Origin of the sequence: Aureimonas sp. AU20 (assembly GCF_001442755.1) — a bacterium.
Taxonomy (GTDB): Bacteria; Pseudomonadota; Alphaproteobacteria; order Rhizobiales; family Rhizobiaceae; genus Aureimonas.
The window spans coordinates 3,599,705-3,624,632 of record NZ_CP006367.1 but is presented as its reverse complement, the minus strand read 5'-3'; the positions used below and the strand labels follow the sequence as shown (position 1 = coordinate 3,624,632).

At 69.0% G+C, this 24,928-nt stretch carries 20 protein-coding genes; 11 read left to right on the top strand and 9 right to left on the bottom strand.

What is annotated here, in order from left to right:
• Positions 1 to 83: 83 nt before the first annotated feature.
• Positions 84 to 1,067: a hypothetical protein gene (locus tag M673_RS16565; protein WP_244493208.1), complete on the top strand. Its 984-nt coding sequence runs from the start codon at positions 84 to 86 to the stop codon at positions 1,065 to 1,067.
• A 119-nt stretch (positions 1,068 to 1,186) separates the two neighbouring features.
• Here the strand turns inward: M673_RS16565 and M673_RS16560 are convergent, their stop codons facing one another.
• Both M673_RS16560 and M673_RS16555 read right to left on the bottom strand, forming a co-directional pair.
• A complete protein-coding gene (locus tag M673_RS16560; RefSeq protein ID WP_061977297.1) occupies positions 1,187 to 2,371 on the bottom strand; it encodes a glycosyltransferase family 4 protein in 1,185 nt (394 codons plus the stop codon).
• A gap of 2 nt (positions 2,372 to 2,373) precedes the next feature.
• Positions 2,374 to 3,411, bottom strand: a complete 1,038-nt coding sequence (locus M673_RS16555; protein WP_061977295.1) for a glycosyltransferase family 4 protein — start codon at positions 3,409 to 3,411, stop codon at positions 2,374 to 2,376.
• A 69-nt stretch (positions 3,412 to 3,480) separates the two neighbouring features.
• Between M673_RS16555 and M673_RS16550 the strand changes: the two genes are divergently transcribed.
• The gene (locus M673_RS16550) at positions 3,481 to 5,559 is read left to right on the top strand and encodes an HAD-IIB family hydrolase (protein WP_061977293.1); all 2,079 of its coding nucleotides are present in this window, start codon (positions 3,481 to 3,483) and stop codon (positions 5,557 to 5,559) included.
• Positions 5,541 to 6,404, top strand: a complete 864-nt coding sequence (locus M673_RS16545; protein WP_061977291.1) for a glycosyltransferase family 2 protein — start codon at positions 5,541 to 5,543, stop codon at positions 6,402 to 6,404. Before M673_RS16550 ends, M673_RS16545 begins: the two co-directional genes overlap by 19 nt.
• A gap of 45 nt (positions 6,405 to 6,449) precedes the next feature.
• Here M673_RS16545 and M673_RS16540 read toward each other — a convergent pair whose 3' ends face one another.
• Both M673_RS16540 and M673_RS16535 read right to left on the bottom strand, forming a co-directional pair.
• Positions 6,450 to 7,601 carry a glycosyltransferase gene (locus tag M673_RS16540; protein ID WP_061977289.1) on the bottom strand — a complete coding sequence of 384 codons (1,152 nt, stop codon included), beginning with the start codon at positions 7,599 to 7,601 and terminating at the stop codon, positions 6,450 to 6,452.
• Positions 7,602 to 7,770: 169 nt separating this feature from the next.
• A complete protein-coding gene (locus tag M673_RS16535; protein WP_082639559.1) occupies positions 7,771 to 8,370 on the bottom strand; it encodes a Spy/CpxP family protein refolding chaperone in 600 nt (199 codons plus the stop codon).
• A 363-nt stretch (positions 8,371 to 8,733) separates the two neighbouring features.
• Here M673_RS16535 and M673_RS16530 point away from each other — a divergent pair, with 363 nt between their 5' ends.
• Both M673_RS16530 and M673_RS16525 read left to right on the top strand, forming a co-directional pair.
• Positions 8,734 to 9,462: a response regulator gene (locus M673_RS16530; protein ID WP_061977285.1), complete on the top strand. Its 729-nt coding sequence runs from the start codon at positions 8,734 to 8,736 to the stop codon at positions 9,460 to 9,462.
• Positions 9,463 to 9,466: 4 nt separating this feature from the next.
• Positions 9,467 to 10,717: an ATP-binding protein gene (locus tag M673_RS16525; protein ID WP_061977283.1), complete on the top strand. Its 1,251-nt coding sequence runs from the start codon at positions 9,467 to 9,469 to the stop codon at positions 10,715 to 10,717.
• 198 nt (positions 10,718 to 10,915) lie between these two features.
• On the opposite strand, the gene M673_RS16520 is transcribed toward M673_RS16525, so the two are convergent.
• The 3 genes from M673_RS16520 to M673_RS16510 form a co-directional block, all read right to left on the bottom strand.
• Positions 10,916 to 11,665, bottom strand: coding sequence for a hypothetical protein (locus M673_RS16520; RefSeq protein WP_061977281.1), 750 nt, complete (start codon positions 11,663 to 11,665; stop codon positions 10,916 to 10,918).
• Between the two features lie 169 nt (positions 11,666 to 11,834).
• Entirely contained in the window at positions 11,835 to 12,230 is a 396-nt protein-coding gene (locus M673_RS16515; protein WP_061977279.1) for a diacylglycerol kinase, read from the bottom strand.
• A gap of 314 nt (positions 12,231 to 12,544) precedes the next feature.
• A complete protein-coding gene (locus M673_RS16510) occupies positions 12,545 to 13,462 on the bottom strand; it encodes a hypothetical protein (RefSeq protein ID WP_061977277.1) in 918 nt (305 codons plus the stop codon).
• Between the two features lie 157 nt (positions 13,463 to 13,619).
• Here M673_RS16510 and M673_RS16505 point away from each other — a divergent pair, with 157 nt between their 5' ends.
• From M673_RS16505 to M673_RS16495, 3 genes are all read left to right on the top strand, one after another.
• The gene (locus M673_RS16505) at positions 13,620 to 14,294 is read left to right on the top strand and encodes a response regulator transcription factor (protein ID WP_061977275.1); all 675 of its coding nucleotides are present in this window, start codon (positions 13,620 to 13,622) and stop codon (positions 14,292 to 14,294) included.
• On the top strand, positions 14,291 to 15,778 hold the full coding sequence (locus M673_RS16500; protein ID WP_061977269.1) for a sensor histidine kinase: 1,488 nt from the start codon (positions 14,291 to 14,293) through the stop codon (positions 15,776 to 15,778). The genes M673_RS16505 and M673_RS16500 overlap by 4 nt, the downstream gene beginning before the upstream one ends.
• Positions 15,779 to 16,203: 425 nt before the next feature.
• Positions 16,204 to 16,584, top strand: a complete 381-nt coding sequence (locus M673_RS16495) for a helix-turn-helix domain-containing protein (protein WP_187301279.1) — start codon at positions 16,204 to 16,206, stop codon at positions 16,582 to 16,584.
• An 87-nt stretch (positions 16,585 to 16,671) separates the two neighbouring features.
• On the opposite strand, the gene M673_RS16490 is transcribed toward M673_RS16495, so the two are convergent.
• Together M673_RS16490 and M673_RS16485 are read right to left on the bottom strand one after the other, a co-directional pair.
• Positions 16,672 to 18,297 (bottom strand): pilus assembly protein TadG-related protein, encoded by a 1,626-nt coding sequence (locus tag M673_RS16490; protein ID WP_061977267.1) that lies wholly within the window; start codon positions 18,295 to 18,297, stop codon positions 16,672 to 16,674.
• Positions 18,294 to 18,743: a TadE/TadG family type IV pilus assembly protein gene (locus M673_RS16485; RefSeq protein WP_082639742.1), complete on the bottom strand. Its 450-nt coding sequence runs from the start codon at positions 18,741 to 18,743 to the stop codon at positions 18,294 to 18,296. The genes M673_RS16490 and M673_RS16485 overlap by 4 nt, the downstream gene beginning before the upstream one ends.
• A gap of 529 nt (positions 18,744 to 19,272) precedes the next feature.
• Between M673_RS16485 and M673_RS16480 the strand changes: the two genes are divergently transcribed.
• The 3 genes from M673_RS16480 to M673_RS16470 are packed head-to-tail and all read left to right on the top strand — an operon-like array spanning position 19,273 to position 24,899.
• Positions 19,273 to 20,745 carry a Wadjet anti-phage system protein JetA family protein gene (locus M673_RS16480; protein ID WP_148640106.1) on the top strand — a complete coding sequence of 491 codons (1,473 nt, stop codon included), beginning with the start codon at positions 19,273 to 19,275 and terminating at the stop codon, positions 20,743 to 20,745.
• Positions 20,735 to 21,487 carry a DUF4194 domain-containing protein gene (locus M673_RS16475; RefSeq protein WP_061977261.1) on the top strand — a complete coding sequence of 251 codons (753 nt, stop codon included), beginning with the start codon at positions 20,735 to 20,737 and terminating at the stop codon, positions 21,485 to 21,487. The genes M673_RS16480 and M673_RS16475 overlap by 11 nt, the downstream gene beginning before the upstream one ends.
• Positions 21,480 to 24,899, top strand: coding sequence for an SbcC/MukB-like Walker B domain-containing protein (locus M673_RS16470; RefSeq protein ID WP_061977259.1), 3,420 nt, complete (start codon positions 21,480 to 21,482; stop codon positions 24,897 to 24,899). Before M673_RS16475 ends, M673_RS16470 begins: the two co-directional genes overlap by 8 nt.
• The last annotated feature ends 29 nt before the right edge of the window (positions 24,900 to 24,928 follow it).

Below are 24,928 nucleotides of genomic sequence, written 5' to 3'. Positions count from 1 at the left end.
GCGACCGCAAGACCTGCCGCGAGCGGGCGCGGGCTCTACATCGCAGCTAGAAGCCGCGCCCGCCGAGGACAGGGCCGGCGTGGGTGACCATCGAAATAATGTTGGACGATCAGACCTTGCGGCCGCGATGCTTTCTCTGCGGCGCGCGCATGCTGGACGGGACGGAGCGGCGCCTTCGCTACGGCCCAGCCCTGGAGCGCGCCTTCGCTTTCGCCTGCGGCTCCTGCGGCGCGCTGTGGGACGGCGGGAATGGCGAAGCGGCCGAGCGCCATTGGACGGAGCGGGCGCGCGGCGGCCGGGCCGAGCCGTCGCCGGACGATCCTTACGGCTTCGACGCCTATACGCTGCGCTCCGCCGCGACGCTTCATGGGCTCTGGGCCGAACCCCTGGGCGCGGCGCAGGCCGATGCGCTGCGAGAGCCCCATTCGCCGCTTGCCGGGCGCGCCACGCTCCAGCCTTTCACCGGCGGACCGACAGAGCCGATGAGCGTCGCGATCCTCTGCCGGGAGCGGGAATTGGATGAGGCCCTGGCGCTGGCCGGGACCATCCGCGTCTGGTGCGACGACTGCGTGATCCTGATCGATGGCGACGGGCCGGGGGAGGCGCGGCCGGGCCCTCGGCTCCATCGCCGGCCGCTCGCTGGCGATTTCAGCGCCCAGCGAAATGCGGCGCAGGCTCTGGCGCGCCACGAATGGGTGCTGCAACTCGATCTCGACGAGACGCTGGACGAGGCGGCGATCGCGGCCCTGCCGGGCCTTCTTGCCCGGCTTGGGGAGGAAACGGTGTCGATCGGTCTTCGCCGCATCAATCTCGTGGACGGGGTTCGGGCCGATCTCTTCCCCGACACGCAGTATCGGCTGAACCGCCGTTCGCTGCGTTTCGAGGGCCGCGTTCACGAGCGGCCCGTGCGGCCTTGGCAACGCAGCCTTCTGTTCCTAGGCGGCGGCCTCCTGCACCACCTCGCCCGCGCCCATGTCGAGGCGCGCTCGCAGCGCTACGAAAGCATGGCGCCGGGCGGCGGCCGCTTGTTCGAGGAGGTCGACCTCTTGCGCCCTTATCAGGCGTAAGGGCGAGGCCTTTTCCGCCTATCGAACGCTCGACCTGTTCTTCGCTTGACGGGCGAGGCTCTGTCTTGCTCGCGCAGCTCGGGAGACGGCGGACAAGCGCCGCCCTCCCGAGCCAGCCGTCAGGCAGGCGCCTGGAGCGCCCGTTCGTAGAGCGCTTTCGTTTCCCGACCCAGCGTGTCGCGGTTGAAGCGACCGGCGGCTTTCAGAGCATGGGCGCGCAGGTCCTCGCGCACGGCCGCGTCCGTCAGGATTGGACGGATGGCGTCTGCGAGCGCCGCGCCTGTGTCGCGCGACGCCATGCGCCCGGCGCCGGTGTCACCCACGAATTCGCGCCCGCTGGCGTCCAGCGCGTTCGCCACCATGGGCCGGCCATAGGCGATGCCCTCCTGATAGACGAGGCCGAAGCTCTCGTAGCGCGAGGGGGCGAGAACGGCGTGCGCGCCTTCGTATTCCACCGCCAGCGCCTCCTCCCGCATCCGGCCGAGCGCGCGGATACGGGCGCGGGCCGGGGCGGGCAGATCGCCCGGCAGGTCGCTCTCCGGCACGCCGACGAGGCGAATCTCGAAGGGCGGAACGCGGCCTTGGTCCGCTTCCGTGCCCAGAATGGCAGCGGCCTCCACGATCATGTCGAAGCCCTTGCGATGCTCCGCGCGGCCGACGAAGAGAAGTCGCAGCCCTTGGGTTTCGCCGGCTTCGGGATAGGTCGCGGCCTGCCCGCGCGCGATCGTCGCGGGTGGCAGGCTGAGGCCGACCACGGCATGGGGCTGCCGGCCGCTCAGGCCGTATTCGGCCGTGATGCGCCTAGCGTGGTCACCGGTGTTGGAGATCAGCGCGGCGCTGCCCCGCGCCTGCCGCCGCTCCAGCCGGTCCGCCGCCCAGCCGTCCAGCCTGTCTCGCGCGGTCTCGGCGGGGTCGCGCGAGAAGGCGGCGGGCGTGGAGTTGCGGGTCACCAGCCGGAAGCCGTGCCGGCCAGTGAGCAGCGCGGCGGGCGCGTACCAGTTGGTGGCTTCCACGATCTGGAAGGGCCGGCGGGCGTGCTCGGCCAGGACCGCGCGGCGAAAGGCGAGCGGGGCGGCGAGATGCCCCGCGCCGCCGTAAAGGCGCAGGCGGCCGAGCGCACTCGCCTTCGCCAGCGGGCAGCCGACGATCGTGACGCCGCCAGCCGACTCGCGCCCCTCGCGGTCGAGCGTGAAGACGGTGACCTCGCAGCCGGCGAGAACCAGGCTCTCGGCGATCTCGCGCGCGGCGGTGGAAAGGCCGCTGGGGGAGGGCGGGTAGTCCCAGGCGATCAGGGCGGTGCGCATCGTCAGCCCAGAAGCCTCTCGTAGAGTTGGACATAGCGCTCGGCCATGTGCCGGCTGGTGAAGCGTTCCTCGAAGCGCCGACGCACGCCGGCCCGATCGATTGTGCCGATCCGCGATAGCGCGTCCACCGCCTCGGCCTCGCTTTCCACCACGAAGCCGGTGACGCCGTCCTCCACGATCTCCGGCACGCTGCCGCGCCGCCAGGCGATCACCGGTGTGCCGCAGGCCATGGCCTCGATCATGACGAGGCCGAAGGGCTCGGGCCAGTCGATCGGAAAGAGCAGCGCCTCGGCGCCGCGCAGGAGCGCGTTCTTCTGCGTGTCGTCCACCGGCCCGACATACTCCGCCCCGTCCGACAGGAACGGGCGCACCTCGCGTTCGAAATAGGTGGGGTTGCCGACATCCACCGTGCCGGCGAGACGGATGGAGCGCCCGGCCGCCTTGGCGACGCGGATCGCCGCGTCGGGCCGCTTCTGGTCGGTCATGCGGCCGATAAAGGCGAGATAGGCGCCCGGGGCCGTCTCCAGCTGGTAGCGCTCGGCATCGATGCCGTGGTGCACGATGCCGGCGCGGTTGGCCTCCGGGATGCCGCTTTCCTGCGCGGCCGAGATGGCGGCGACGGGAAGGTCGGGAAAAGCGGCGAAGAAGAGCTGCCGGTCGAGCTCGTCCACCCGCCAGTGGATCGTCGTCAGGCTGTGGCGTCGCCGCTCGCCCAGGAGTGCGGCGTGGAAGAACTCGCCATGGCAATGGACGATGTCGAAATCCCCCAGCCGCCTGCGCAGATGCTCCATCTGCACGGCTTCCAGCACCGCCGGAATGGAAGGCGGAACCTTGCCATATTGAGTCTCCAGCGCATGGAGACTGGGCAGCGAGCCGACGATCGGCCCATTCGTCGCACTGTCGGTCGGCGCGAACAGCGTTACTTCATGTCCAAGTCTTCGCAGTGCTGCGCTCAATTCTTGGACGATTCTTTCCGTACCGCCGTGATTTACGGGCGGCACGGGGAAAATGTTAGGTGCGACTTGGGCGATGCGAAGCATTTGGGGACCTGAACAAAACTCTTCCTCGCTCATTATGGGCGGATTGAGGGGTTGGAAAGGGAGACGGCCATGTTCTTGCTTCATGTCGCCCTGCAGGGCTGCCTGCGCGCCGACAATGTCGCATACGGCCTCACCGCCGACACGGGAGGGCACATTCGCTATCTCCTGGATCTGGTGAAGGCTTCGACGGCGGACGGTCCGGTGCGGCGCTCGGTGATCGCGACGCGCGGTTTCGAAAGCGAGCTGGGTGCCGAATACGCGCCGGCCCCGCTTCGCGTCGAGGCCGGGTTCGAGATATTGCGGATCGGAACGGCGACGCCCGGTTACCTTGCCAAGGAGGAGCTCTGGCGCGAGGTGGAGTCCTTCGCCGACCGGCTCGTCGCCTGGATCGAGGCGCAGGATGAGCGCCCCGACCTGCTCCACGCCCACTACGCCGACGCCGCCAGCGTCGCCGCTATCGTGGAGGATCGCCTCGGCATTCCTTTCGTCTTCACCGCTCATTCGCTCGGCCGCGTGAAGGCCGATGTCATGGGCGAGAAGGCCGCGAAGGTTCCGCATCTTGGTCGGCGCATCGCGATCGAGGAAGCGGCCATCGCCCGCGCCTCGCTGGTGATCGCCTCCTCGCGCGACGAGGCCGAAGTGCAATATGCCGGCTACGAGGCCTACGATCCCGGCCGCATCCGCATCCTGCCGCCCGGCAGCGATCTCAGCCGCTTCGGCGCGGCGCGGGCCTGCCCCGAGGTCGAGGCCTCGATCGGCCGCTTCCTCGCCGATCCCGGCAAGCCGGTGCTCTTGGCGCTCGCCCGCCCCGTCGCCAAGAAGAACCTCTGCGCCCTAGTGCGGGCCTATGGCGAAAGCCCCGAGCTGCGCGAGCGCGCCAATCTCGTCATCATGGCCGGCAACCGGCAGGATCTCGCGGCGCTGGATGCCGAGATGGCCGGGGAAATCCGCGACATTCTCTGCCTGATCGACCGTTACGATCTCTACGGCCACGTCGCCTATCCCAAGACGCATCGGCCGGACGACGTCGCCGCTATCTACGCCTATGCGCGGGACCGGCGCGGAATCTTCGTCAACCCGGCGCTGAACGAGCCTTTCGGCCTGACGCTTCTGGAGGCTTCGGCCGTCGGCCTGCCGCTGGTCGCGACCGACAGCGGCGGCCCCAACGACATTATCGAAATGTGCGGCAATGGCGAGTTGGTGGACCCCAATTCCACCCTGGCCATCGCGGACGCGGCGCTGCGTATCCTGCGCGACACCGCCCTGTGGGATCGCTATTCCGCTGCCGGCGCCAAGGCCGTTGCTTCCTATGACTGGTGCCGTCACGCGGCGCGCTATCACGAGCTTCTGGCCTCGCTTCTCGCCCGCCGGGAGCAGGCGACACCGCCGCCGGTCGACCAGATCCTGATCTGCGACATCGACAACACGCTGGTCGGCTGCGATGTCGGCGTGCGTCGGTTCACGGAATGGCGCAGCGAGCAGGAGGGCATGGTGTTCGGCGTGGCCACGGGCCGCTCCTTCCACAGCGCCATGTCGATCCTGGAGCAGCGCGACGCGCCGCGCCCGCAGGTCATGATCACCTCGGTCGGCTCTGAGGTCTATCACCTCGACGCCAACGGCACGACCTATACCGCCGACCCCGACTGGCGCGCCATCGTCCAGCGCGGTTGGAACCGTGGGGCCGTGCTGCGCGCGCTGAAGGGCCTGCCCGGCCTGGTGCCGCAGGCGGCGCTGGAGCAGCGCGCCTTCAAGCTCTCCTATTTCAGCGACGGCGACCGCGAAGTCACGACCCGCGTGCGCGCGCGGTTGGAGGCGGCGGGCCTGCGCTGCTCGGTGATCCACAGCCATGGGCGCTATCTCGATATCCTCCCCGTTCGCGCCTCCAAGGGCACGGCGGTGGAGTTCGTGCGCCAGCGCTATGGCCTGCCGGAAAACGCGGTTTTCGTGGCCGGCGACAGCGGCAACGACATCGAGATGCTGCGCACCATTCCCCAGGCCATCATCGTCGCCAACTTCTCCGACGATCTCGCCAGCCTGCCGGCGCTCTCGCATTCCTATGTCGCGCAGGCGACCCATGCGCGCGGCGTCATCGAGGGCGTCCTCCACTTCCGCAGCAAGGCACGGCTGGCATGGCAATCAGCGCGCTGACGCTCGTTCGCGGGCGCGAGGCTCATCTTTGCAATCTGATGAAGAGCCTCGCGCTGCAGACCACCCGGCCGGACGAGCTGGTGATCGCCTGGATGCAGGACGCACCGCACACGGGCCTGCCGGAGATCGGCATCCCCGTGCGCCATGTTCTCGTGCCGGGCGACCCGATGCCGCTTGCAGGCGCGCGCAACCGGGCGGCCGAGGCCGCACACGGCGAGACGCTGGTCTTTCTCGATGTCGACTGCATCGCCGGACCCGATCTCGTCGGAGCCTACGGCAAGGCGGCGGCGAAACGCGACGGGCTGTTCCTGGGCGAGGTGCTCTACCTGCCGGAAGGCGCGGTGGGCGAGCGGATCGACTATGCCGCGCTCGACCGGATCGGCCAGCCGCACCCGTCCAAACCCGAGATGCCCCCGGAAGGCGTGCGCGAGGAGCCCAATTCCGGCGAGCTTTGGGGTCTCTCCTTCGCCCTCGCGCGCGAGCGCTATCTCGCGCTCGGCGGCATGGACGAAAGCTTCCACGGCTATGGCGGCGAGGAAACCGACTTCGCCGCCCGGGCCGGCGCGTCCGGCCTCCGCTTCTACTGGACGGCCGGCGCACGAGCCTATCACCAGCACCACCCCGTCCACGTCCCGCCGCTCCACCAGTTCGACCACATCCTGCGCAACGCCCAGCGCTTCCACGAGAAGCACGGCCGCTGGTGCATGGACTACTGGCTCGGCCAGTTCCGCGACCAGGGCCTGATCGGCTGGAACGAGCGCGAAGAGCGCATCGAACTCCGCCGCCGGCCGGACCCGGACGAGATCAAGCGGGCCCTGCAGCCCGGCGAGCGCCTGTTCAGCTAACCGAAAAGGGCGCCCGCGAGGCGCCCTTTTCGTTTGAAACGCTTCTTAAGCGACCACGCTCAGCGCCGGGCCGTTCTCGTCCTTGTCCTCCCCCTCCGCCGCGCCGTTCCACAACTCGTCACAGAGCCCTTCCAGCCAGCCGGCGGCCTTTTGGGCGGCGTCGGGGTCGTAGAGGGTGCGGATGGCGTGCGGGTCTAAGGCGCGGGCGCGGTCGAGGAGGGCGCGCCAGCCGGCGAGGTCGCCCGGCCAGACGGGCTCGCTCACCGCCGCGCCGAGCCGCACCAGGGCCTCGCTCTTGCGGGCCTGCTCGCCGAAATAGCGCCATTCCGGCATGACCACCAAGGGGCGCCCGACGCGGGCGATCTCGTGCACCGTGTTGTCGCCGGCCGAGGCGATGACGATGTCGGCGGCGGCGAGATAGTCGGTCACGCCTCGGACCCAGCCGAGCTCGCGCAGGTTGCTGAAATCGGTCTCGTGCCCTTCGCGGTGCGTGGGGCCGAGCACAAGCCAGAGCGCGTCCGGCGCGGCGCGCGCGGCCACCGTGAGCGGCGCATAGGGCGTGCCGCTGCCCCCGCCGCCGGTCAGAACCACGATGATCTCGCGGGCCGGGTCGAGCCCCAGGCGGGCGCGGGCCTCGGCCTTGTCCGGCACGTCGTCCTCGGTGGTGCAGAGGCCGCCGGAATAGAAGGTCTTGGCGCGCAGCGCGGCGGGATAGTCGTCCTGCTCCATGCGCTCGTCAAAGGGGGCGAGCATGCCGACCGCCGCCTCGTAGGCGCCGATATGGCCGATATCGGACCGGTCGCCATGCATGCGGATCTGGATCGAGGGAATGCTGGCGACGCGCGACAGGAGACCGATCTCGGAGGAGACGTCCACCACGAAAAGGCCGGTGCCGCGATCGTCGAGATGGTCGAGGATCGTGCGCATGGTGCGCCGCATCTCGGAAACGCCGAGCGGCACGCAATGCATGACGCTGGGCGTCGGCTCGGCGAAGAGGCGCGGCGTCGGGACGCCCGCGCCGATCATGTTGGGCAGGGTCACGATTTCGATGTCGCGCGAGAAACCGTCGAAGAGATGCGGCCCCGCCGTCAGCACCGAAACGGGGCGGTCCTTGGAGAATTCCGAGGCGAGCGCCATGGTGCGGTTGGCATGGCCGCGCCCCTGATGGTGGACGAAGAAGGAGATGGGTTTCTTCAAGAGGCGCCGGGCTCCAGGAAACAGCGGGGAAAGCTGCAAGGGAGTCCGCATATCGGCCCGCCCGACGAAATGGCGAGTCCGAGGAAACGTGGCGGGGAAACGATCCGCCGCGCGCAATCGTCGCGGCGGAAGGGAGCGGGCCGCGCCGGGGAGGGCCCGCTCCCGGCGCTCAGCGGGTGAACAGCGAGGGCTTGTCGAAGCGCGGCGCGGACGCGGCGTCCCGGTCTCCCGGCGGGCCCATGGGCGGCGGCGGGGGAGGCGCCCCGGCCCCGCGCGGGCCGCCGGGGTCGGCGAAGGGAGGCGGCAGGTCGGCGAGCAGGCGATCGGCCGTTGCCCGCTGGGCCGGCGTCAGCGCGGCGCCGAGCGTGTCCAGCGCGCGCGACAACTCGGCCGCCGCTTCGCCGCGCCGGGTCTGCGCCTCCAGCATGTGCTTGAACCGCTCCACACCGCCCGTCTCGTCTCCGGCGCGCGGGCCGGGTCCGCCTGCCTCGGCCAGCGCGATCGCGGCCTGCGCGAAGCCGCGCCAGGGCGCCTGCTGTTCCGGCGTGATGCCGAGCGCGATCTCGGCGGCTGCCAGTTTTTCGGCCACGAACCAAAGTGCGCCGCCGCCGGCACGGGGCGGAGGGGGGAGCCGTTCGACCGGCGCGGGGGCCGCTTCGGCCATGGGGTTGGGCGGTGGGGGCGGGCTCGGCTCCTGAGCGTGCGCTGCGGGGAGAAGCGCGAGGGACATGAGCGATCCCATGGTGAGCGCGGCGATTCGGCGTCGCATCGTCTGGCCTCCTTCAGTGTCGATGCGCCTGATCTAACGCCCGGATCGGAACGAAACGTGGCGGCGCGGTTTCGAAGCGTTGCGAATCTTGGCGAAGGCGCCGCAAAGTTTCGCAACAAAAAGACGGCTTCCGCCCCGCGCGATCCGCGCTATCGACGGGCGAACGCCTGTTTTTGGAATTCGTCGGCGAAGAGCGAGCGAGACAGCTGCGGCGCCTTTGCAGGTCTCGATATGCTCCCGCGGCACATCTTGGCCCGGCAGCCGGCGAAAACCACATGGTCGGACCGGGCGGTCGAGTTTCCAGACAGGCTCCGAGGACGAAGTTTTCCGCGACAGGGCGGGCCGGACGCGAGGCAAGAGCCGATGAGCTTGGGGATCAGGATTCTGGTGGTGGACGACGACGCCGAGATCCGGCGCCTGCTCGGCCGCTATCTGGAGGAACAGGGTTTCGACGTCCGCCTCGCGGCCGATCGGCGGGACTGCGAGGCGCAGCTTGCCGCCGAGACCTTCGACCTGATGGTGCTCGACGTCATGCTGCCGGACGGCTCGGGTCTCGACATCTGCCGCGAGGTGAAGGACCGGACGCCCGAACTCGCCATCATCCTTCTCACCGCCCTGAAGGAGGATGTGGACCGCATCATCGGCCTGGAACTGGGCGCCGACGACTATCTCGTGAAGCCCTTCAACCCGCGCGAACTGGTGGCCCGCATTCGCGCCGTCCTGCGCCGAGGCGGGGTGGCGCCCGCGCAGGCGATCCCGGAGCCCGAGCCGCCGAGCTACCGGTTCGAGAGCTTCCGCCTCGACCCGTCCTCGCGCCGCCTGAGCGACGAGGCGAGCGGGCAGGACATCGAGCTGACGGGCGCCGAGTTCGACCTGCTTCTCATCTTCGTGGAGCGGCCCGGCCGCGTGCTGTCGCGCGACATGCTGCTGGAGCTTCTGCACGGGCGCACCACGACCGATCCGTTCGACCGGACGATCGACGTCACCATGAGCCGGCTGCGCAAGAAGATCGGCGACAATGGCGTGTTCCGCCTGTTCAAGACGGTGCGCAATGGCGGCTACCAGTTCGCCGCCCGCGTCGATAGGGCGTAAGCGTATGATTTCGCTGCGTAACCGGTTGGCGCTGCTGCTCGGCGCCGCCATCGTCGGCGTCGTGGTTCTGGCGACGGTGGTGACCTTCCAGATCGTGGAGCGGCCGCGCCGGGCCGATTTCGAGGATGTCTTCGCCCAAGGCGTGGAACTGGCTCTTCGCCTGGCGCAAGGCTCGGGCGAGCGCGCCCGCGCCGCCGGGATCGAGGTGGGGCCGAAGCCCGATTTCACCGAGATCGCCCGGCCGCAGACCGAGGCGCTGAACTTGCGCCTTCGTGAGGACAGCGTGAGCGAAGAGGTGGTGATCGGCACGCATGGCGAAGGTCGGTTCGACATCGCCGTGCCGCTGGCGGATGGGCAGTGGATGCGCCTTCGCACGCTCGGCCGCCCGCCTTCTCCGCTGGGGCCGCTGGTCGCCTATCTCTCGCTGGTGACCCTCGGCGCGCTGGCGGTGGCGCTGTTTGCCGCGCGCCGCATCACCGGCCCCTTGCGCGTTCTGGAAGAGGCGGCCGCCTCGGTGCGCGCCGACGGAACGCTGCCTTGGCTGGAGCCCGGCGGCCCGGCCGAAATCCGCGCGACGGCGAGCGCGCTCAACCGCCTGTCGGAGCGCCTGCGCCTTGCCACGGAAAGCCGGATGCGCCTTGTGGCCGCCGCCGGCCACGACCTGCGAACGCCGATGACCCGCATGCGCCTTCGCGCCGAGTTCCTGCCCGAGGAGGAGCGGCAGGGCTGGCTGAAGGATCTGGCGGAGCTCGACGAGATCGCCGACAGCGCCATCCGCCTCGTGCGCGAGGAGGTGGCCGAGGAAGGGCGCGAGCCCGTCGCGCTGCGCCCGCTTCTGGCCGAGATCGCGGAAGAACTCGGCGCCATCGGACGGCGCGTCCGGCTGGAACCGGGCGTGGAAGGGGAGGTGCCCGGCCAGCGTCTGGCGCTGAAGCGAGCCCTGCGCAATCTGGCCGAGAACGCCGCCACCCATGGCGGCGGCGCGACGCTGCGCCTCGAAGCGGAGGAGCAGGGGCAGGGGCAGGGATTGCGTGTCCTGGTGGAGGATCATGGACCTGGCATTCCGCAGGATATGCTGGGGCAGGTGTTCGAGCCGTTTTTCCGCGTCGATGCCGGTCGGCGCAAGACGCATGGCGGCGCCGGGCTCGGCCTTGCCATCGCCCGCGAGATCCTGGAGCGGCACGGCGGCACGATCCGCATCGAGAACCGGGCCGGGGGTGGGCTGCGCCAGACGGTGGACCTGCCTGGGGCTTGAACGGGTTTTGAAGATCGCGGCGTCCGGGCTTGGGTTGAGTCGGTCAGCGGTTTCCAGCGCCCAGCCTTCGGCACGGATCGGATCGTGTTCGCGCCAAGCGATCTCGTCCCCTGACCGCCGCCACGGCCGATTGCGGCTCCCGAGCATTTCCTTCTGGCGCCTTCGTCTGCGGCCATGAGCCGAATATCCTGAAGGCCTCTACCAGCTGACCAGACGGGCCAGACTGCCGGCCGCGGCGAGCGTCGTGTCGCGGGCTGTGGAGAGCGAGCGCGACAGGAGTCCGGCGGCCGGCGCTTGCGGCGGGTGCAGCGCCGGGGCGACGGGGCCTTCTATTTCCGCTTCGCCGACGATCTCTGCCGGGGCCGGCTCCAACGCCGCGAGGCGGGTGCGGCCGGAGACGACGGGGGCGGAGCTATGATCGGCTTGCCGGCGCCGCACCAGCGGGTCCTGCGTCTCGCAGATCGGGCGGCATTGGTCGAATAGGAGAACGCCCTCGGCCCGCGCCGGCTCGAAGGCGGCGGTCCGGATCGGCTCGGCGCGCTTGGCCGGGGCCGCGAGCGACACGGGCAGGCGCAGGTTCTCCGCCATCACGCTTTGGCGCTGACTGTCCGCGAAGAGCCGCGCGGGAACAGGCAGGCGCGCTTCAAGAACTGGCGCGGCGGGCACGGGTGCAGGCGCTTCAACCACTGCGGCCACGGCCACGGCTCCGCGCGCCTCTCCCATCGTTCCCGCCAGATCGAACGAGGGCAGCACCACGGCCTCGCGCCGCGCCGCGTCGATGCTGGCCTCGTCGGCCATGCCCGGCCAGGCGACGTCGCCAAGGCCGAGATCGATACGGCTCGCCGCGTTGAGGGTCAGCATCACCGCGCCGGACAGGAGTATCTGGCCAGCGAAGCGCCGGGCCAGGGCGCGCAGAAACGGGGTGGTGGGGGAGGCCTGTGTCGCCATGTCCGATGTCCCTGTGGATCGGATGGCAAGGTGCGCTGTTTGGGCGACACCAGTGAGGCCGCTTCGTTACGATTTGTAGCCCAAACTTCCGAAAGATTGCGGGCCGCTCACCGGCCTGCCGCAGGCGGTCAAACGTCTGATCGCGCTTGCCTTGCGAGCACGCTATGTCTCAGATCGCGCTGAGCAGGACCGAGGCGGCATAGCCGCAATTGGCCAGAATGAGGCAGAAAACGGCAAAGGAGCCGAGATCCTTGGCTTGTTTGGCGAAGTCGGAAATCTCCGGCGACACCCGGTCCACGATCACCTCGATCGCCGTGTTCAGCGCCTCGCCGGCGAGCAGCACCAGCATGAGGACGATCTGCACGAGGAAATCGAGCGGGCTGGCGCCGACCAGGGCGAAGAGCGCGAGCAGCGCGCCGCCCGCCATCAGCTCGTGGCGGAACGCGGTCTCGCTCAGAATGCGCCGAAAGCCGGCGAAGGAATAACGCGCGGCAGCGAAGAGATGGCCCGCGCCACGCTTCTTCTCGTGCGCGGCCGGTCGGTTGAGCGAAAGATCGAGGCTCATGCGCGAAGTCCGATCGAAGCTGAGGGAAACCGCCCTGACCCGCGAGGGGCCGAGAAGGCGCGAAACCAAGGCTGTAGACCGGAGCGGAATCCGTCATCAAGCCTAAAAATTTACGTGAGGCGGCGAATGGGTTGCCCAAGCGGTTGTTTGCCCGACTCCGGACCATGTGACGCGTCTTGGGGAAAAGAGCGAGCGCAGAGTTGCAGAAGGGTTCGAGTCTTGCCGCTGGGAGGGGCGAGCCCCGGCCCTTCGTTTGGAAACAGCAATGCCGGCCCCAGGGGAGCCGGCATCTTTCATCAGGCGGGTGGGGCCGCTTAGCTGGCGAAGCGTTCCTTGCGCAGCGTGCCGTCGAAGTTCAGCTCCACGGTCACGTCGCGGCCGCTCTTGTCCTTGGCCTCGGTCTCGACATGGCGCGGATGGGCCTCGTAGCCGCCGACATAGGTATAGCCCAGCCGTTCGACGGCGGATTTGGCGCCGGTCTCGTCCAGCGGCGCCACATAGGGCTCGCGCTCGGCGATCGCGTTGTCCTCGTCCACCTTCACGCTCCAACGCTGGCCGCTCGCGTCGGTCGCGGTGAACTCGGCATGGTGGCGCTTGGCATCCTGAAGCGTCACGTCCTTGTAGCCGGCGTCGGTCAGAGCCTCGGCGGCCGCGTTCTTGTCCACGGACGAGGAGTCCCACCAGCCACCGCGATCCTCGCGGCCGGCCCGCTCCTCGTGCGGCGGGCGGGGGCCGTCGCGGCCCGGGCCGCCCGGTCCTTCGCGACCGGGGCCATCACGCCCCGGACCTTCGCGGCCAGGACCATCACGACCGGGGCCCTCGCGGCCGGGGCCACGATCGAGGCGCGGGCGCTCCAGGGCGATGCGTTCGCCGCCCCCCACGCTGATCCCTTCGGCATGGACCTCGCCGCCCCGGAAGGCGCCCTCGACGCTCACCGTGTCGCCGACCTCGACCAGATCGCCGCGGTCACCGCGCGGGCCGGTCTCGACCAGCGTGCGCCCGGTGGCGTCCTCCAGCACGAAGCGGTTGCCGAAGAGTTCCGCGACGCGGCCTTCGAGACGGATGGCATTCATGTCGCGCAATTCGTTGACCTTCACGGGAGCGGCGGTGGCAGTGGCGGGTGCGGGCGCGGCGGGCGCCTGGGCGAAGGCAAGGCCCGAGCCGGCCAGGACCGGCGCGGCGAGGGCGGCGAGGGCGAGACGGCGCTTGAGGGAAAGCTTGGGGGCTGGCATCGGAAAATCCTCTTTCCGTGTTGCGGATGGAGGCTTTCTAGAGGAGGGCGTGAAACCGCTGCTGAACCGGGCGGTTCAGTTTCCGTTCAGCCGGCGGGGCTAGGCGCGGTCTGCGTCGGGCTCGCACCTCAAGGCCCTTCACGAAAGGACTGATCCCATGCGCGTTCTTCTGGTCGAGGACGATGCGGCCCTGGCCGGCGAGATCGCCAGCGCGCTGCGGGCGGAGAATTTCGCCGTGGACCGGGCCGCCAATGGCGAGGACGGGCTGCATCTCGGCGACACCGAGCTCTACGACGCGGCGGTTCTCGATCTCGGCCTGCCCGATATCGGCGGGATCGAGGTGCTGCGTGGCTGGCGCGACGCCAACCGCTCGCTGCCCGTGCTCATTCTCACCGCGCGCGACGGATGGAGCGACAAAGTGCAGGGTTTCAAGGCAGGCGCCGACGACTATCTCGTCAAACCCTTTCGGGTCGAGGAACTGGTGATGCGCCTGCGCGCGCTGGTTCGCCGCTCGCGCGGCCATGCCGACGCGCGCATCACCTGTGGGCCGATCGGCTTCGACGCGCAGGTCGGCACGTTCGAGAAGGACGGGCTGCCGCTGAAGCTCACCGCGCTGGAATGGCGCGTCCTGTCCTGCCTCATGCTGCGCAAGGAGATCGTCGTGCCGCGCGCCGACCTGATCGAGCGCGTCTACGAGGGCGACGCGGAGGTCGACAGCAATTCGGTCGAGGTCATCATCGCAAGGCTTCGGCGCAAGATCGGTCATGGCATGATCGAAACCTCGCGGGGCCTCGGCTATCGCCTGACCGCCGAGGGGGCGGACGGCGCGTGAGGCCGCCGCTTCGCCATAGGTTTGCGGCGCTGGTCGGCGGCTCGCTGCGCGCGCGCCTCGTCGCCTCGGCGGCGCTGTTCGTGCTGGTCGCCATTCCGCTCACCGGCCTCGTGCTCGCCCATGTGATGGAGGGCGTGGTGCGCGCCGAGGTGGCCGGTCGGCTCGACCTGCAGCTCTCGGCCTTGCGCTCCGCGCTGGATGATGGGCCGCCGCTGCGCCCGCCCGGCCCGCGCGAGGAGACCGGTCCACGCGAGGACGCTGGGCCGCGCGGCGAGGAGGGGCCGGGTGGCCGGGCGCCGGGTGGCCGACGAGCGGGGCTTCGCCTGGACTGGCTGGGGCCGGAGCGCCCGCCCTTCGACCGGCCGGACACCGGCTGGTACTGGCGCGTCACCGTGGACGGGCGCGAGGTGGCCGCGTCCCGCTCGCTCCGGCGCGAGGCGCTCGACTTGCCGGAGCCGGACGACGAGGAACCCGGCCCGCCGCATCGCCTCGCCAGCGCGCAAACGGGCGAGGGCGAGGCGCTTCTGGTGCGTTCGATCCGCTTCGAGCGGGACGGGCGCGAGGTGCGGATCGACGTCACTGCCCCCCATGCCGCGTTGACCGCGCCGCTGCGCGACGCCGTGCTGGCGGTCGCCGGCACGCTGGCGCTTCTGGGCGTTCTTCTGATCGTGGCGATCCTGGTTCAGGTCCGCTTCGGCCTGCACCCGCTCGAGCGGCTGCGGGCCTCGCTCGCCGCAGTGCGTGAAGGGCGGCGCGAGCGGATCGAGGGGCCGCAGCCGGCCGAGCTTCGCGCGCTGGTCGGTGAGCTCAACGCCCTGATCGCGCAGGACGCGGCGCATCTGCGCCAGGCGCGGCTGCATGTCGCCAATCTCGCCCACGGGCTGAAGACGCCGCTGGCGACGCTCAGCGCGGCGGCCGAGCGCATCTCGCCGCCCGAGCGGCGCGACGAGATGCAGGGCCTGATGGAGCTGATGGACCGGCGCATCCGCCACCATCTGCGCCGTGCTCGCACGGCGGCGCTGGGGGGCGCCCGGCGGCACGCGGACGTGACGCGCCATGCCGGCGATCTCGCCGCCATGCTTGAGAAATTCCGCGATCGCGACGGGGTGCGGATCGAGGCCCGTCTGCCTGCGGGGCTGGTCGCGGCCGTGGATGGCGAGGATCTCGACGAGATGCTCGGCAATCTCCTCGACAACGCGCTGCGCCACGCCCGCTCGCTGGTGGTTCTGGAAGGCGCGCTTGCGGATCGGGAGGTGCTGATTCGGATCTGCGATGACGGACGCGGCCTGTCGACGGACGAGATCGCCACGGTGCGCCAGCCCGGCCGGAGACTGGATGAGAGCCAGCCGGGCCATGGGTTCGGCATCCCGATCACCGCCGAAATCGCCGAGCTTTACGGCGGGCGACTCGATCTCGGCCGGGCCGGAGAAGGCGGTCTGGAAGCGCGCCTCGCCCTCCCGGCAACGGCCGCAAGCCCGCCATGAATTCGCCACGACCAAAAGTCAGACAAAAGATAGCTAGGACGGCTAATAAAGTGTCATCAACCAGTGGTTGAGTGGTTGACCGGCGGCATTTGGATATTGCGAGTATCCAAAAGATAGCCATGTCCTCGTATGGTGATCGAAAGCTTGGTCTAAGATGAATGAGGTTCGTATCTCATGATTGTCGACAGCTTGTAAGACTAAGATTTCCGGTTCAAGATAAACTGAGCATACAAAGCGAGATCATGCCTACCTTATCATAAATATCGCTTATTTTTTTCAATCTAAGGTTGAAAAAAATTTAGATTTTAAGGTGCATTGTTTGGATTTTTCGCTTGGGCTGAGCTTTTCTTGTGTTGCGCACTACTGGTTTCCTGCGCTAGCTAAATTTCATGAACCAGAGATTGCCTGCGCAAGAAGAACCCATCGTGTCTCTTGATCCCGTGGACCAGCACATTGGCGCCCGCCTGCGAGCCTTTCGTCTCCAGAGAAATCTGTCGCTCCAGGCCGTCGGCCAAGGACTGGGCGTGACCTACCAGCAGATCCGCAAGTACGAATCGGGAAGCAATCGCGTCTCCGCGAGCACGCTGTACCGATTGGCGGAGTTTTTCGGGATCGACCCTTGCGCCTTTTTCGAGGGGCTTCCAGGGGTCGGGCCGTCCGACTCGGCTTGGGAGGGCGATCCCTCCATGCGGGCGGTTCTGACGCGCATTCCCGACCCGGATCTGCGCCATCACCTCGCCGCCCTGCTGCGGGCGCTGGAGCTGCGAGACCAGTCGGAAGACGTGCCCAAGCCGGTCCAGAGCTGACGGCCGAGACCCGCGGAGGGGAAGAGGCTTCGAGACGCCGCCGTCCCTTGCGTGCTCGCGTAGCGCCGCTCATCGGGGGTGACTGCTCTAGCCGACGATCCGCGCCTGTTGGCAGGCGAGGTCGTCCACCCGGACGTCGAGTTCCCCCACGCGCACGCCCGCCGTGGCCAGCACCGAGTTTAGGATCTCGTCGATCGGCTTGGCAAGGGTCATGAGAAGGGGCTCGACCGTGGCAAGGATCGGGCCTGCCGAGAGCCCCAGCATCTTGAAATCGGTTTCCTTGAGGACGGTTGAGAAAAGCCCGGACACGAGGCTCTTGGTGTCGACGCTCTTGGTGGCGCCGCTGCCGATCTCATTGCCGCGAAACGTCACCGTCTTGGGCGTGGCGGCGATCACCGCGTTCGCAACGCCCTCGACCCCTAAGAGGCTCGCGATCATCACCGGCGACAGGCGGTCGTTCACATGCGCTTGCGCCAGCGGCCTGCGATCGGTGTCGCCGAGCGACAGGCGCGCGAGCCCGGGACGGATGGCGACCTTCACCTCGCGCTCCCAGGCCTTGTCGGAGCAGGTGACGGACACGACCTCGGCGGTTCCCCCGGCCACCACCAGTTCGAGCGGCAGTTTCACCTCTCCCAGGCCCAGGAGGCCCACCTGAGTGGTCAGCCGCATTCGTATCTGATCGGTCGCGATCTTCGGCAGCCCGTCCGACACCGCCATGCTGCGGGTCTTCTTCATGGCCTCGCCGATCATGAGCTCCACCTTCTGCGACGCGAGGCCGGGCACCCCAACGTCCGCCTTGATCGTCGCGTCCACCCGGTTCTGGCCGAGAAGCGCGTCGACGAGCCCGAGCACCGAGATCGAGGAGGCCAGCCGCGCCGAGGCGTGGCCGAGGCTGCTCTGGAGCAAGGCCGGGTCGAGCGCCAGCGCCTCACTGAGCGTCACGGTGGCGGATGAGGATTTCAGCTGAAGCGCCATCTTTCGTAGCGCCGCGCCGGCCGGGCTGTCGCCCTTCGCATCCATCTGCCGGGACAAGAGATCGAGAACCACCGAAATCTTCAGCGGCTTGGTCAGGACATTGCCCAGGATCGCATCGACCGGCGACTCGCCCATCGTCTGCGCCAGCGCGGACAGAAGCGGCTTCAGCGGCAGGCTGGAGGTGAGAAGCGCGTTGTAGTCCGCGACCTTCAGATCGACCTTGAAGCCGAGAAGCTTCTCGAAAAGGGGGTTCAGGACGGTCGGCTCGGCCGCGGCGAGGCGGCTGCCCGCCGACAGGGAGACGACCGGCATACGCGCGGCATCCGACTTCGCGGCCACGCTCTGCTTCGTCAGGCCGAAAATCCCGGCGAAATGAAGCTCGATGTCGCTCGCCGCCTCGACACGCGCGATCGGCCCGTCCGCCTGCGGCGTGAAGCGCCGCGCGCCAGAGGCGTCGACCTTGTACGCGCCGAAGCTCAAAGCAAAGCTTGCTGCTTTGTGGCCGTTCTCGTCCAGAATGCGGCGCACGAGGGCCTGCCCCTTGCTGGGCTGGCCGGCGGCGGCGAGCGCGGCGGCGTCCGCCGTGCCCTGAAGGCTGCGCCGTTGCAGGTAGAGATTGCCCATGTCCGTGGCGAAGGTCGTCGCGCCGATCATCACGGGAAGCGCGATGCAGAAGGTCAGCGCGATGTTGCCGGACCGGTTTTCGCCGAAACGCCGGAGAAGCCGGCGGCCTCTCATGGGATCACCACCGAGGCCGTGCGCACCAGCGAGGCGGGCACCGGCATGGACTGCCGAACGAGATCGGGGATCGGCAGATTGGTCATGTCGTAGGAGATCGTCACGCGAAGCAGATCGGACTGCTCCACCACCACCACGCTCATGCGCTTGGCATCCACCAGCGGATAGTCCTGGCCCGTGGTGCGCAGCCATGTCTCGGCCATCTGACGCCGCGTCTCCGCCGTGTCGCCGACCATCGCATAGCGCGACACGTCGGCCGCGATCTGCGCCAGCGAATGCGCGGTGCCGACGAACAGGCCGACCGACACCGCGCCGAGCAGGAGCAGGCACAGGATCGGCGCCAGGATCGCGAACTCGACCGAGTTGCTGCCCGAGCGCGAGCGGAGAAAGTGGTGGAGGCACCTTTCGGGCACGCGAAAAGAGCCGTGTCGGAGAACACGTTTCATGGGAAACCTGCCGTGAGAGGCGCGACCTTGAGTTGATAAATTCAGAGTATGCCGACACGGCGCGAGCGTCGATTCCAACTTATAGTTATGATAAACGAGCAGTTAAGCTTACCTCAGGCCCGATCCTCGAGTTCCCACATTTGCATCGCGCGCGAGATAAAGTGCTGCGATCTCAAAGGGGTGAGGCGGTCTGTCGCACTGGTTCATACCCAAATTCCTCAGTTCTAGCCTAAGTGAAATCGGCGATTGTACGTCTGGCTTATGGTATTGAGGAAAACGCGCATTGGTTGAGTTGGGGCGGGGCCGGCACGCCGACCGGTCTGCCACCGGAGGTCGCGGGTTGGCGGCTGAACCCGAACCTCTTCGTTTCCGCCCGCGTGGGCCTCCGAAAGCTGGTGGCGAAAGGCGCGAAGCTGATGAAAAACCGAGGGAATCTCCCTTCGACGCGGTGCCTCGGTTTCGGCCGGCGGTTGATCGCCGCGCCGTGTCTGGTATGAAGGCGCGGCCGCCCGCGCGCGAGCCGACCGCGGTGACCCGCCCCACGCCCCAGGTTCGCACGCCCGAGCTTCGCACGACCAAGGTTCGAATGCCGCTTTTCGACGTCCTGCCGCCCGACCTGTTCAAGCCTTTGGCGTCGTCGTCGCGCCGGCTTTACGCCGATCTGCTGCTGCATCTTCATCACCGCACCTTCACCCTGTCCGCCTCGGTGCCGCGCCGGGCCGAAGTGATCGCCGAGATCGACGCCTTCCTGGCGCGCCGCGCGCCCGAGGACGCCGCGCTCGAGGACGAGGGGCCGAACACCAAGGCCGAGGAACGCGCCCGCACCGCCTACGAGAGGCTGGTGGAAACCGGCTGGCTGGTGGAATATCGCGAGCGCTATCTGAAGCTGGTCGATCTCGACCCCGAGGCGAGCGGCCTCCTGCATCTTCTCTCCGACATCGAGCGCGGCGAGACGGTGAGCTATGGTGGCGCGGTGCTCAGCGTTCTCAGCGCGCTGGAAAGCGCGGCTGCGGACCCGGCCGAGCGCTCGGAAAACCTGCGCAACGCGCTACGCGGGGCGAGCGAGTTCATGGCGCATATGCGCACGGTCTCGGTCTCGCTGCGCCAGGCCGAAGAGCGCATCCTGCGCCAGCCCTCGCTGCGCGAGGTGTTCCGCCACTTCTTCGAAAGCTTCGTGGAACGCCATCTCATTCGCGACTTCAAGACGCTGCACACGCGCGACAATCCGTTCCGCTTCCGAGGCGGCATCCTGCGTCAGGCCGCTGACATGAGCGCCAGTGCCGAGATGGTCGCCGCGCTCGGCGCAGCCTATACGCGGGAAGGGCGGGCGCTGAACGTCGAGGCTGGCGTCGCGCGCGTGCGCGAGGAACTCGCCACGATCGCCTCCGTGTTCGAGGCGGCCGAGGAGCATCTGGCCGGCATCGACGCCACCGTCTCGCGCATCGAGCGGCGCATCGCCAACACGGCCCGCTACATGGATCGCATCCAGCACCGCTCCGAGGTCGGGCTGGTGGACGCGATGAAGGCCGTGGCCGCTGCCAAGGGCGACGAAATCCCCGTCGGCATCGCGCTTCTACCCCGCATCCTGCCGCTTGGCCCCGTGCATATTCCCGCGCCGCGCCGCGACAAGCCGGCCATCATCCGCACAGTCCTCACCGAGCGCGCGCCCGACCCGGCCGCGCTGCGCTACGCCAAGGCGAAGGAGGAGTATGTCCGGCGCACGCGCGTCACGCCCGAGCGCCTTTCCTCCTATGTCGAGCGCGCGCTGGCCTCGCGGCCGGAGATGCGCGGGCGCGACATGCCGATCGAAAGCGTGGACGATTTCGTCGCCTTTCAGCGGCTGCGGGAGATTCCCTCGATTTTCAACGGCGCCCTGGCGCGCTCCTACGAGATCGTGCTCCTGACCGATCGCTGCGCCAACGACTGGATCTCCTGCCAGGACTTCCTGATCCGCCGCCGCACACTCGCGGAGACATCGAAGGCGAGCCAGAATGCAGCGTGAGATCGACGAGTTCCGCGACATCGTGGACGGCGAATGGGCCGGCGGCCACATGGCCGGCCGCCGCCCGACCGGCGAGGAGCTGACCCGCGCGCTGCAGGTCCTCATCACGCGCCAATGCGTTTATTCCCACACGCCCGGCATCGGGCGCACCTATGACATGGTGCGCGCCTATCCCACTTTCTTCGAGCGCTATTTCGGCTCGCTGGGCTACCGGCTGGTGATCTCGCCGCGCGACCAGATGGTGGCGCTCACCGTTCCCGCCGACGAGGCGCGCTACGACGGCGTGTTCGAGCGGCTGCGCAAGGACGAGACGCTGGTGCTTCTGGCGCTGCGCCTCCTTTGGGAGGAAGCCCTCAGGGCGCACGAGGTCGGCGACGGCGGCGTGGTGGAGACCAACACCGACGATCTGGTGGACCGGCTCGTCGCGGTGACGCAGACACCGCCCCCCGAGGAAACAAGGCTCCTCGACATCCTGCGCATGTTCGCCCGCCACGGCGCGCTGCGGCTCGGCGAGCGGGACCGGACGCGCCGCGTCTCGACGCTGGCGATCCTGCCCGGCATCGCCATCCTGGTGCCCGACTCCTATGTCCGGGATCTCCTGCTCTGGGCGGTGGAGCCGCCCCCCGGAACGAGCTCGGCGGCGGGAGACGAGGGCGCTGAAGCCGTAAGCGACGACGCGAATGAGCCGGCCGGCGACGAGCCGGCGAACGAAACCAAGACGGAGGGCGAGGACGATGTATAGCCTGTCGCGCATCTCCCTCATCAACTGGTATCTGATCGACGCCAAGGACATCGAGATTCGGGGCGAGGCGGCCTTGATCGGCCCGACAGGGGCCGGCAAGTCCTCGATCCAGGACGCGATCCAGTCCGTCATCACCGGTGTCAACCAGAACCGGCTGAACCTCAACGCCAGCGCCTCCGGCCGTTCCTCGCGCAGCGTGTTGGAATATTGCCTCGGCATGACGGGCGACCCGGCCGAGGACGGCAAACCGCTGCGCGCCTCCTGCGAGACGATTCTCGCGCTCACCTTCCGCAACTACTACACGGAAGAGCCGATCACGGTCGGCGTCGCGCTTTCGGCCCGCCATGGCGACTCGCGCGAAGAGGTCCTGTCGCGCTTCGTGATTCCGGGCCATGCCTTCTCGGTGGCGCATGTCCGGCGGCGCGTGAAGGGCGTCACCACCGTCGCGCCCTGGAGCGAGATCGCCTCGGCCCTTCGTGCCGAGCATCCCGGCATGGAGGAGTTCCGCAACTCGGCGGAGAAGTTCACCGCCCATATGCTGGGCCTGATGCGCGGCGGCGCGGCGGTGCCCAACCCCAAGCATTTCCTGCGCGCCTTTTCCAACGCGCTCGCCTTCAAGCCGATCTTCGACCCGACGCTCTTCGTGCGCGATTTCGTGCTGGAGCCCGATCCGCTCGATGTCGAGCGGGTGCGCACCTCGATCTCCACCTGGCGCGAGCTGGAGCGGCTGATCGCCGATGTCGAGGCGCGGCACAAGCATGCGCTGCGCATCGCCGACCGGTTCCGCCTCTGGGCCGGGGCGCGGCTATCCGCCGACCGGCAGCGCTGGCGCGCCGCCGCGCTGGAATCGCGCCGACTGGCCCACGAACTCAAGGCCTCCCGCGCCGTTCTCGACGCGCGCGAGGGCGAGTTGCGGCTGGAGCGCGGCGTGCTCGACAGCCGGCGCGACTGGATTCGGGGCTGGGACGAGGAAATTCGCTCCAAGGAGGCGCTGCTGGGCGCCGCCGGTGGCGAGGCGCAGCTTCGCCAGATCGACGCCGAGGACAAGCTCGCCGCGCGCGACCTCGCCGAGGCCGAGAAGCAATGGACGCGCCTGCGCGAGGCGCTGGCCCATCTCGTTCGCCTTCACGACGCGCTCAAGCCGAGCGATCCGCGCGCCAGCGACGCGGCGCGCCAGGCGTTGGCCCTAGTGCCGGCCGAGCTTCCCCCCGGCGAAGCGCTGCGCGGGCGCGGCGAGCGCCTGCAGGCGCTGGTGGAGGAGGCGACGCGGGCCGAGAGCTGGCAGCACGAGCTGGATGCGAAGGCCGACGCGCTGCTCGACGAGACGCGGCGCTTGCAGGAGCGGCTGGAGCGGGTCGAGGGCGGCTTGCAGCGCCCGCAGGGCGCGCTGCTTTCGCGCGAGGCGACGAAGCTTCTCTCCGCCCTCCAGAGCGACGGCATTCCCGCCATGCCGCTTTGCGACGTGGTAGAGGTGGCCGACCCCAGCTGGCAATATGCCGCCGAGGCCCTGCTCGGGCGCGGGCGCGAGGCGATCATCGTTCAGCCGCCGCTCCTGCAGCGGGCCTTCGATCTCATGTGGAGCGACCGCAACACGTTCTCCGGCTGCACGCTGGTGAAGACCTCGGCGACGCGCTCCACCAACGCCCATGTGCCGGCGGGCAGCATCGTCGAGGCGCTGCGCACCGTGGACGAGCACGCCAAGGCCTTTCTCGCCGTGCGCATCGGCGCCTTCCGCAAGGCCGAGACCGATGCCGAGCTCGATCGGCTCGATCGCGGCGTCATGCGCAACGGCAAGACCTCGTCGGGCATGGGCCTGTCGGTGCAGCGCGACCTGCGCGAGCTTCTGTTCGGGCGCGGCGGGGGCGGGGGCGATCTCACGGATCTGAAAGCCGAGGCGATCGCGCTGCGCGCCCGGCTGACCGAGGCGCGGGACCGGCTGCGCACCGTGCGCGATGCCGGCCGCCTGCTCGGGCCGCTTCTCGACACCCTACGCGCCGAGCCCGGCCCCTTCGATCTCGAACATCGCCTGGGAACGGCCGCGCGCCGGCGCGACACGCTGTCCCGCGACCGCGCCCTGGTCGAGGAGAGCGACGCCAAGGGGCTGCGCGCCGAGCTTGCCGACATTCGCGCCGAGCGCGACGCCCATGCCAAGGAACTTCGCGAGGAGGTGGAGCCGCGCGTCCAGGCGCTGCAGCAGATGGTGGCGACCGCGCGGGCCAAGCTCGACATGGCGCGGGGCCAGTTCCGCGCGGCCGTCACGCAGCGCCGCCGGACCTTCGCGCTGCTCGACTCGGAGACCAATCGTGAATTGCTGGCGATCGACCGCGAGGGCGGCGACCAGACGGCCCCCGCCTTCTGCGGGGCTTTGCGCGACGAGGTAAAGGCAGGCGAGGCCAAGCGCGCAGACGTCATGTCCTGGCTGGCCGCGCTGCGCAACGAGGCGCGCACGGGGGCGGAGGAGGCCTCGGCGGCGGCGCGGCGCGAGCAATTGTCGGCGCTGCGCGATCTCGCCGACTATGCCGCGACCTGGCGCGTCTCCGTTCCGCCGATCGACGCGGACGGCATGGCGGCGGGCTGCCGCTTCGTCTTCGCCGAGGCGGAGCGTCTGGAAACCAACGAGTTGCGCGGCTATCGCGACTCCTGCGCCAAGGCGGGCGAGGAGATGCGCCGCATCCTGCGCGAGGACTTGCTGACGCGCCTGTCCGACAAGCTCGGCAAGGTGACCTACCGGCTGGAGGGCATCAACCGGCTCCTGAAGCGCCACCGCTTCACCGGCCAGACCTATGCCTTCACCTTCGCCGTCAACGGCAAGTTCCAAAGGATGCACGACCTCGCCCTGAAGGCGGGGGAAGGGGAGCTGACCGACGAGATTTTCGAGACCTCGATGGACGAGGTCGAGGCGATGATCGAGGGCGGCGAGGACGCCGCGCTGCTGGCCGACTATCGCCAATACTACACGTTCGAGATCGTCATGACCGACGCGAACGGCGGCCGCACGACGCTCTCCTCCCGTGCGCTCAAGGGTTCGGGCGGCGAGGCGCAGGTGCCCTTCTATGTCGCCATCGCCGCCTCGCTGGCGCTGGCCTATTTCCCCGGCCATATCGCGGGGCGTCCGGTCGGCATGGGCCTCGCCCTGTTCGACGAGGCCTTCAACAAGCTCGACGTGCCGAACACGCAGGCGCTCCTGCGCTTCTTCCGCGATCTCGGGCTTCAGGTTCTGATCGCCGGCCCGGAGGACAAGCGCGCCACGTTCACCGAGGTGCTCGACACGATCATCCTCGTCAACAAGGCGCTGGACGGGCGCGCGGTCTATATCGACACCGAGCATCCCGGCGAGGCCGCCAAGGCGGCACTGGCCGAGCTCAATCCCGACCATCGCGGGGTCGAGGGCTTCCGCTCGGCGGCCGAATAGTCCGGCCGCCGGGAGCTTCGCCGGCTAAG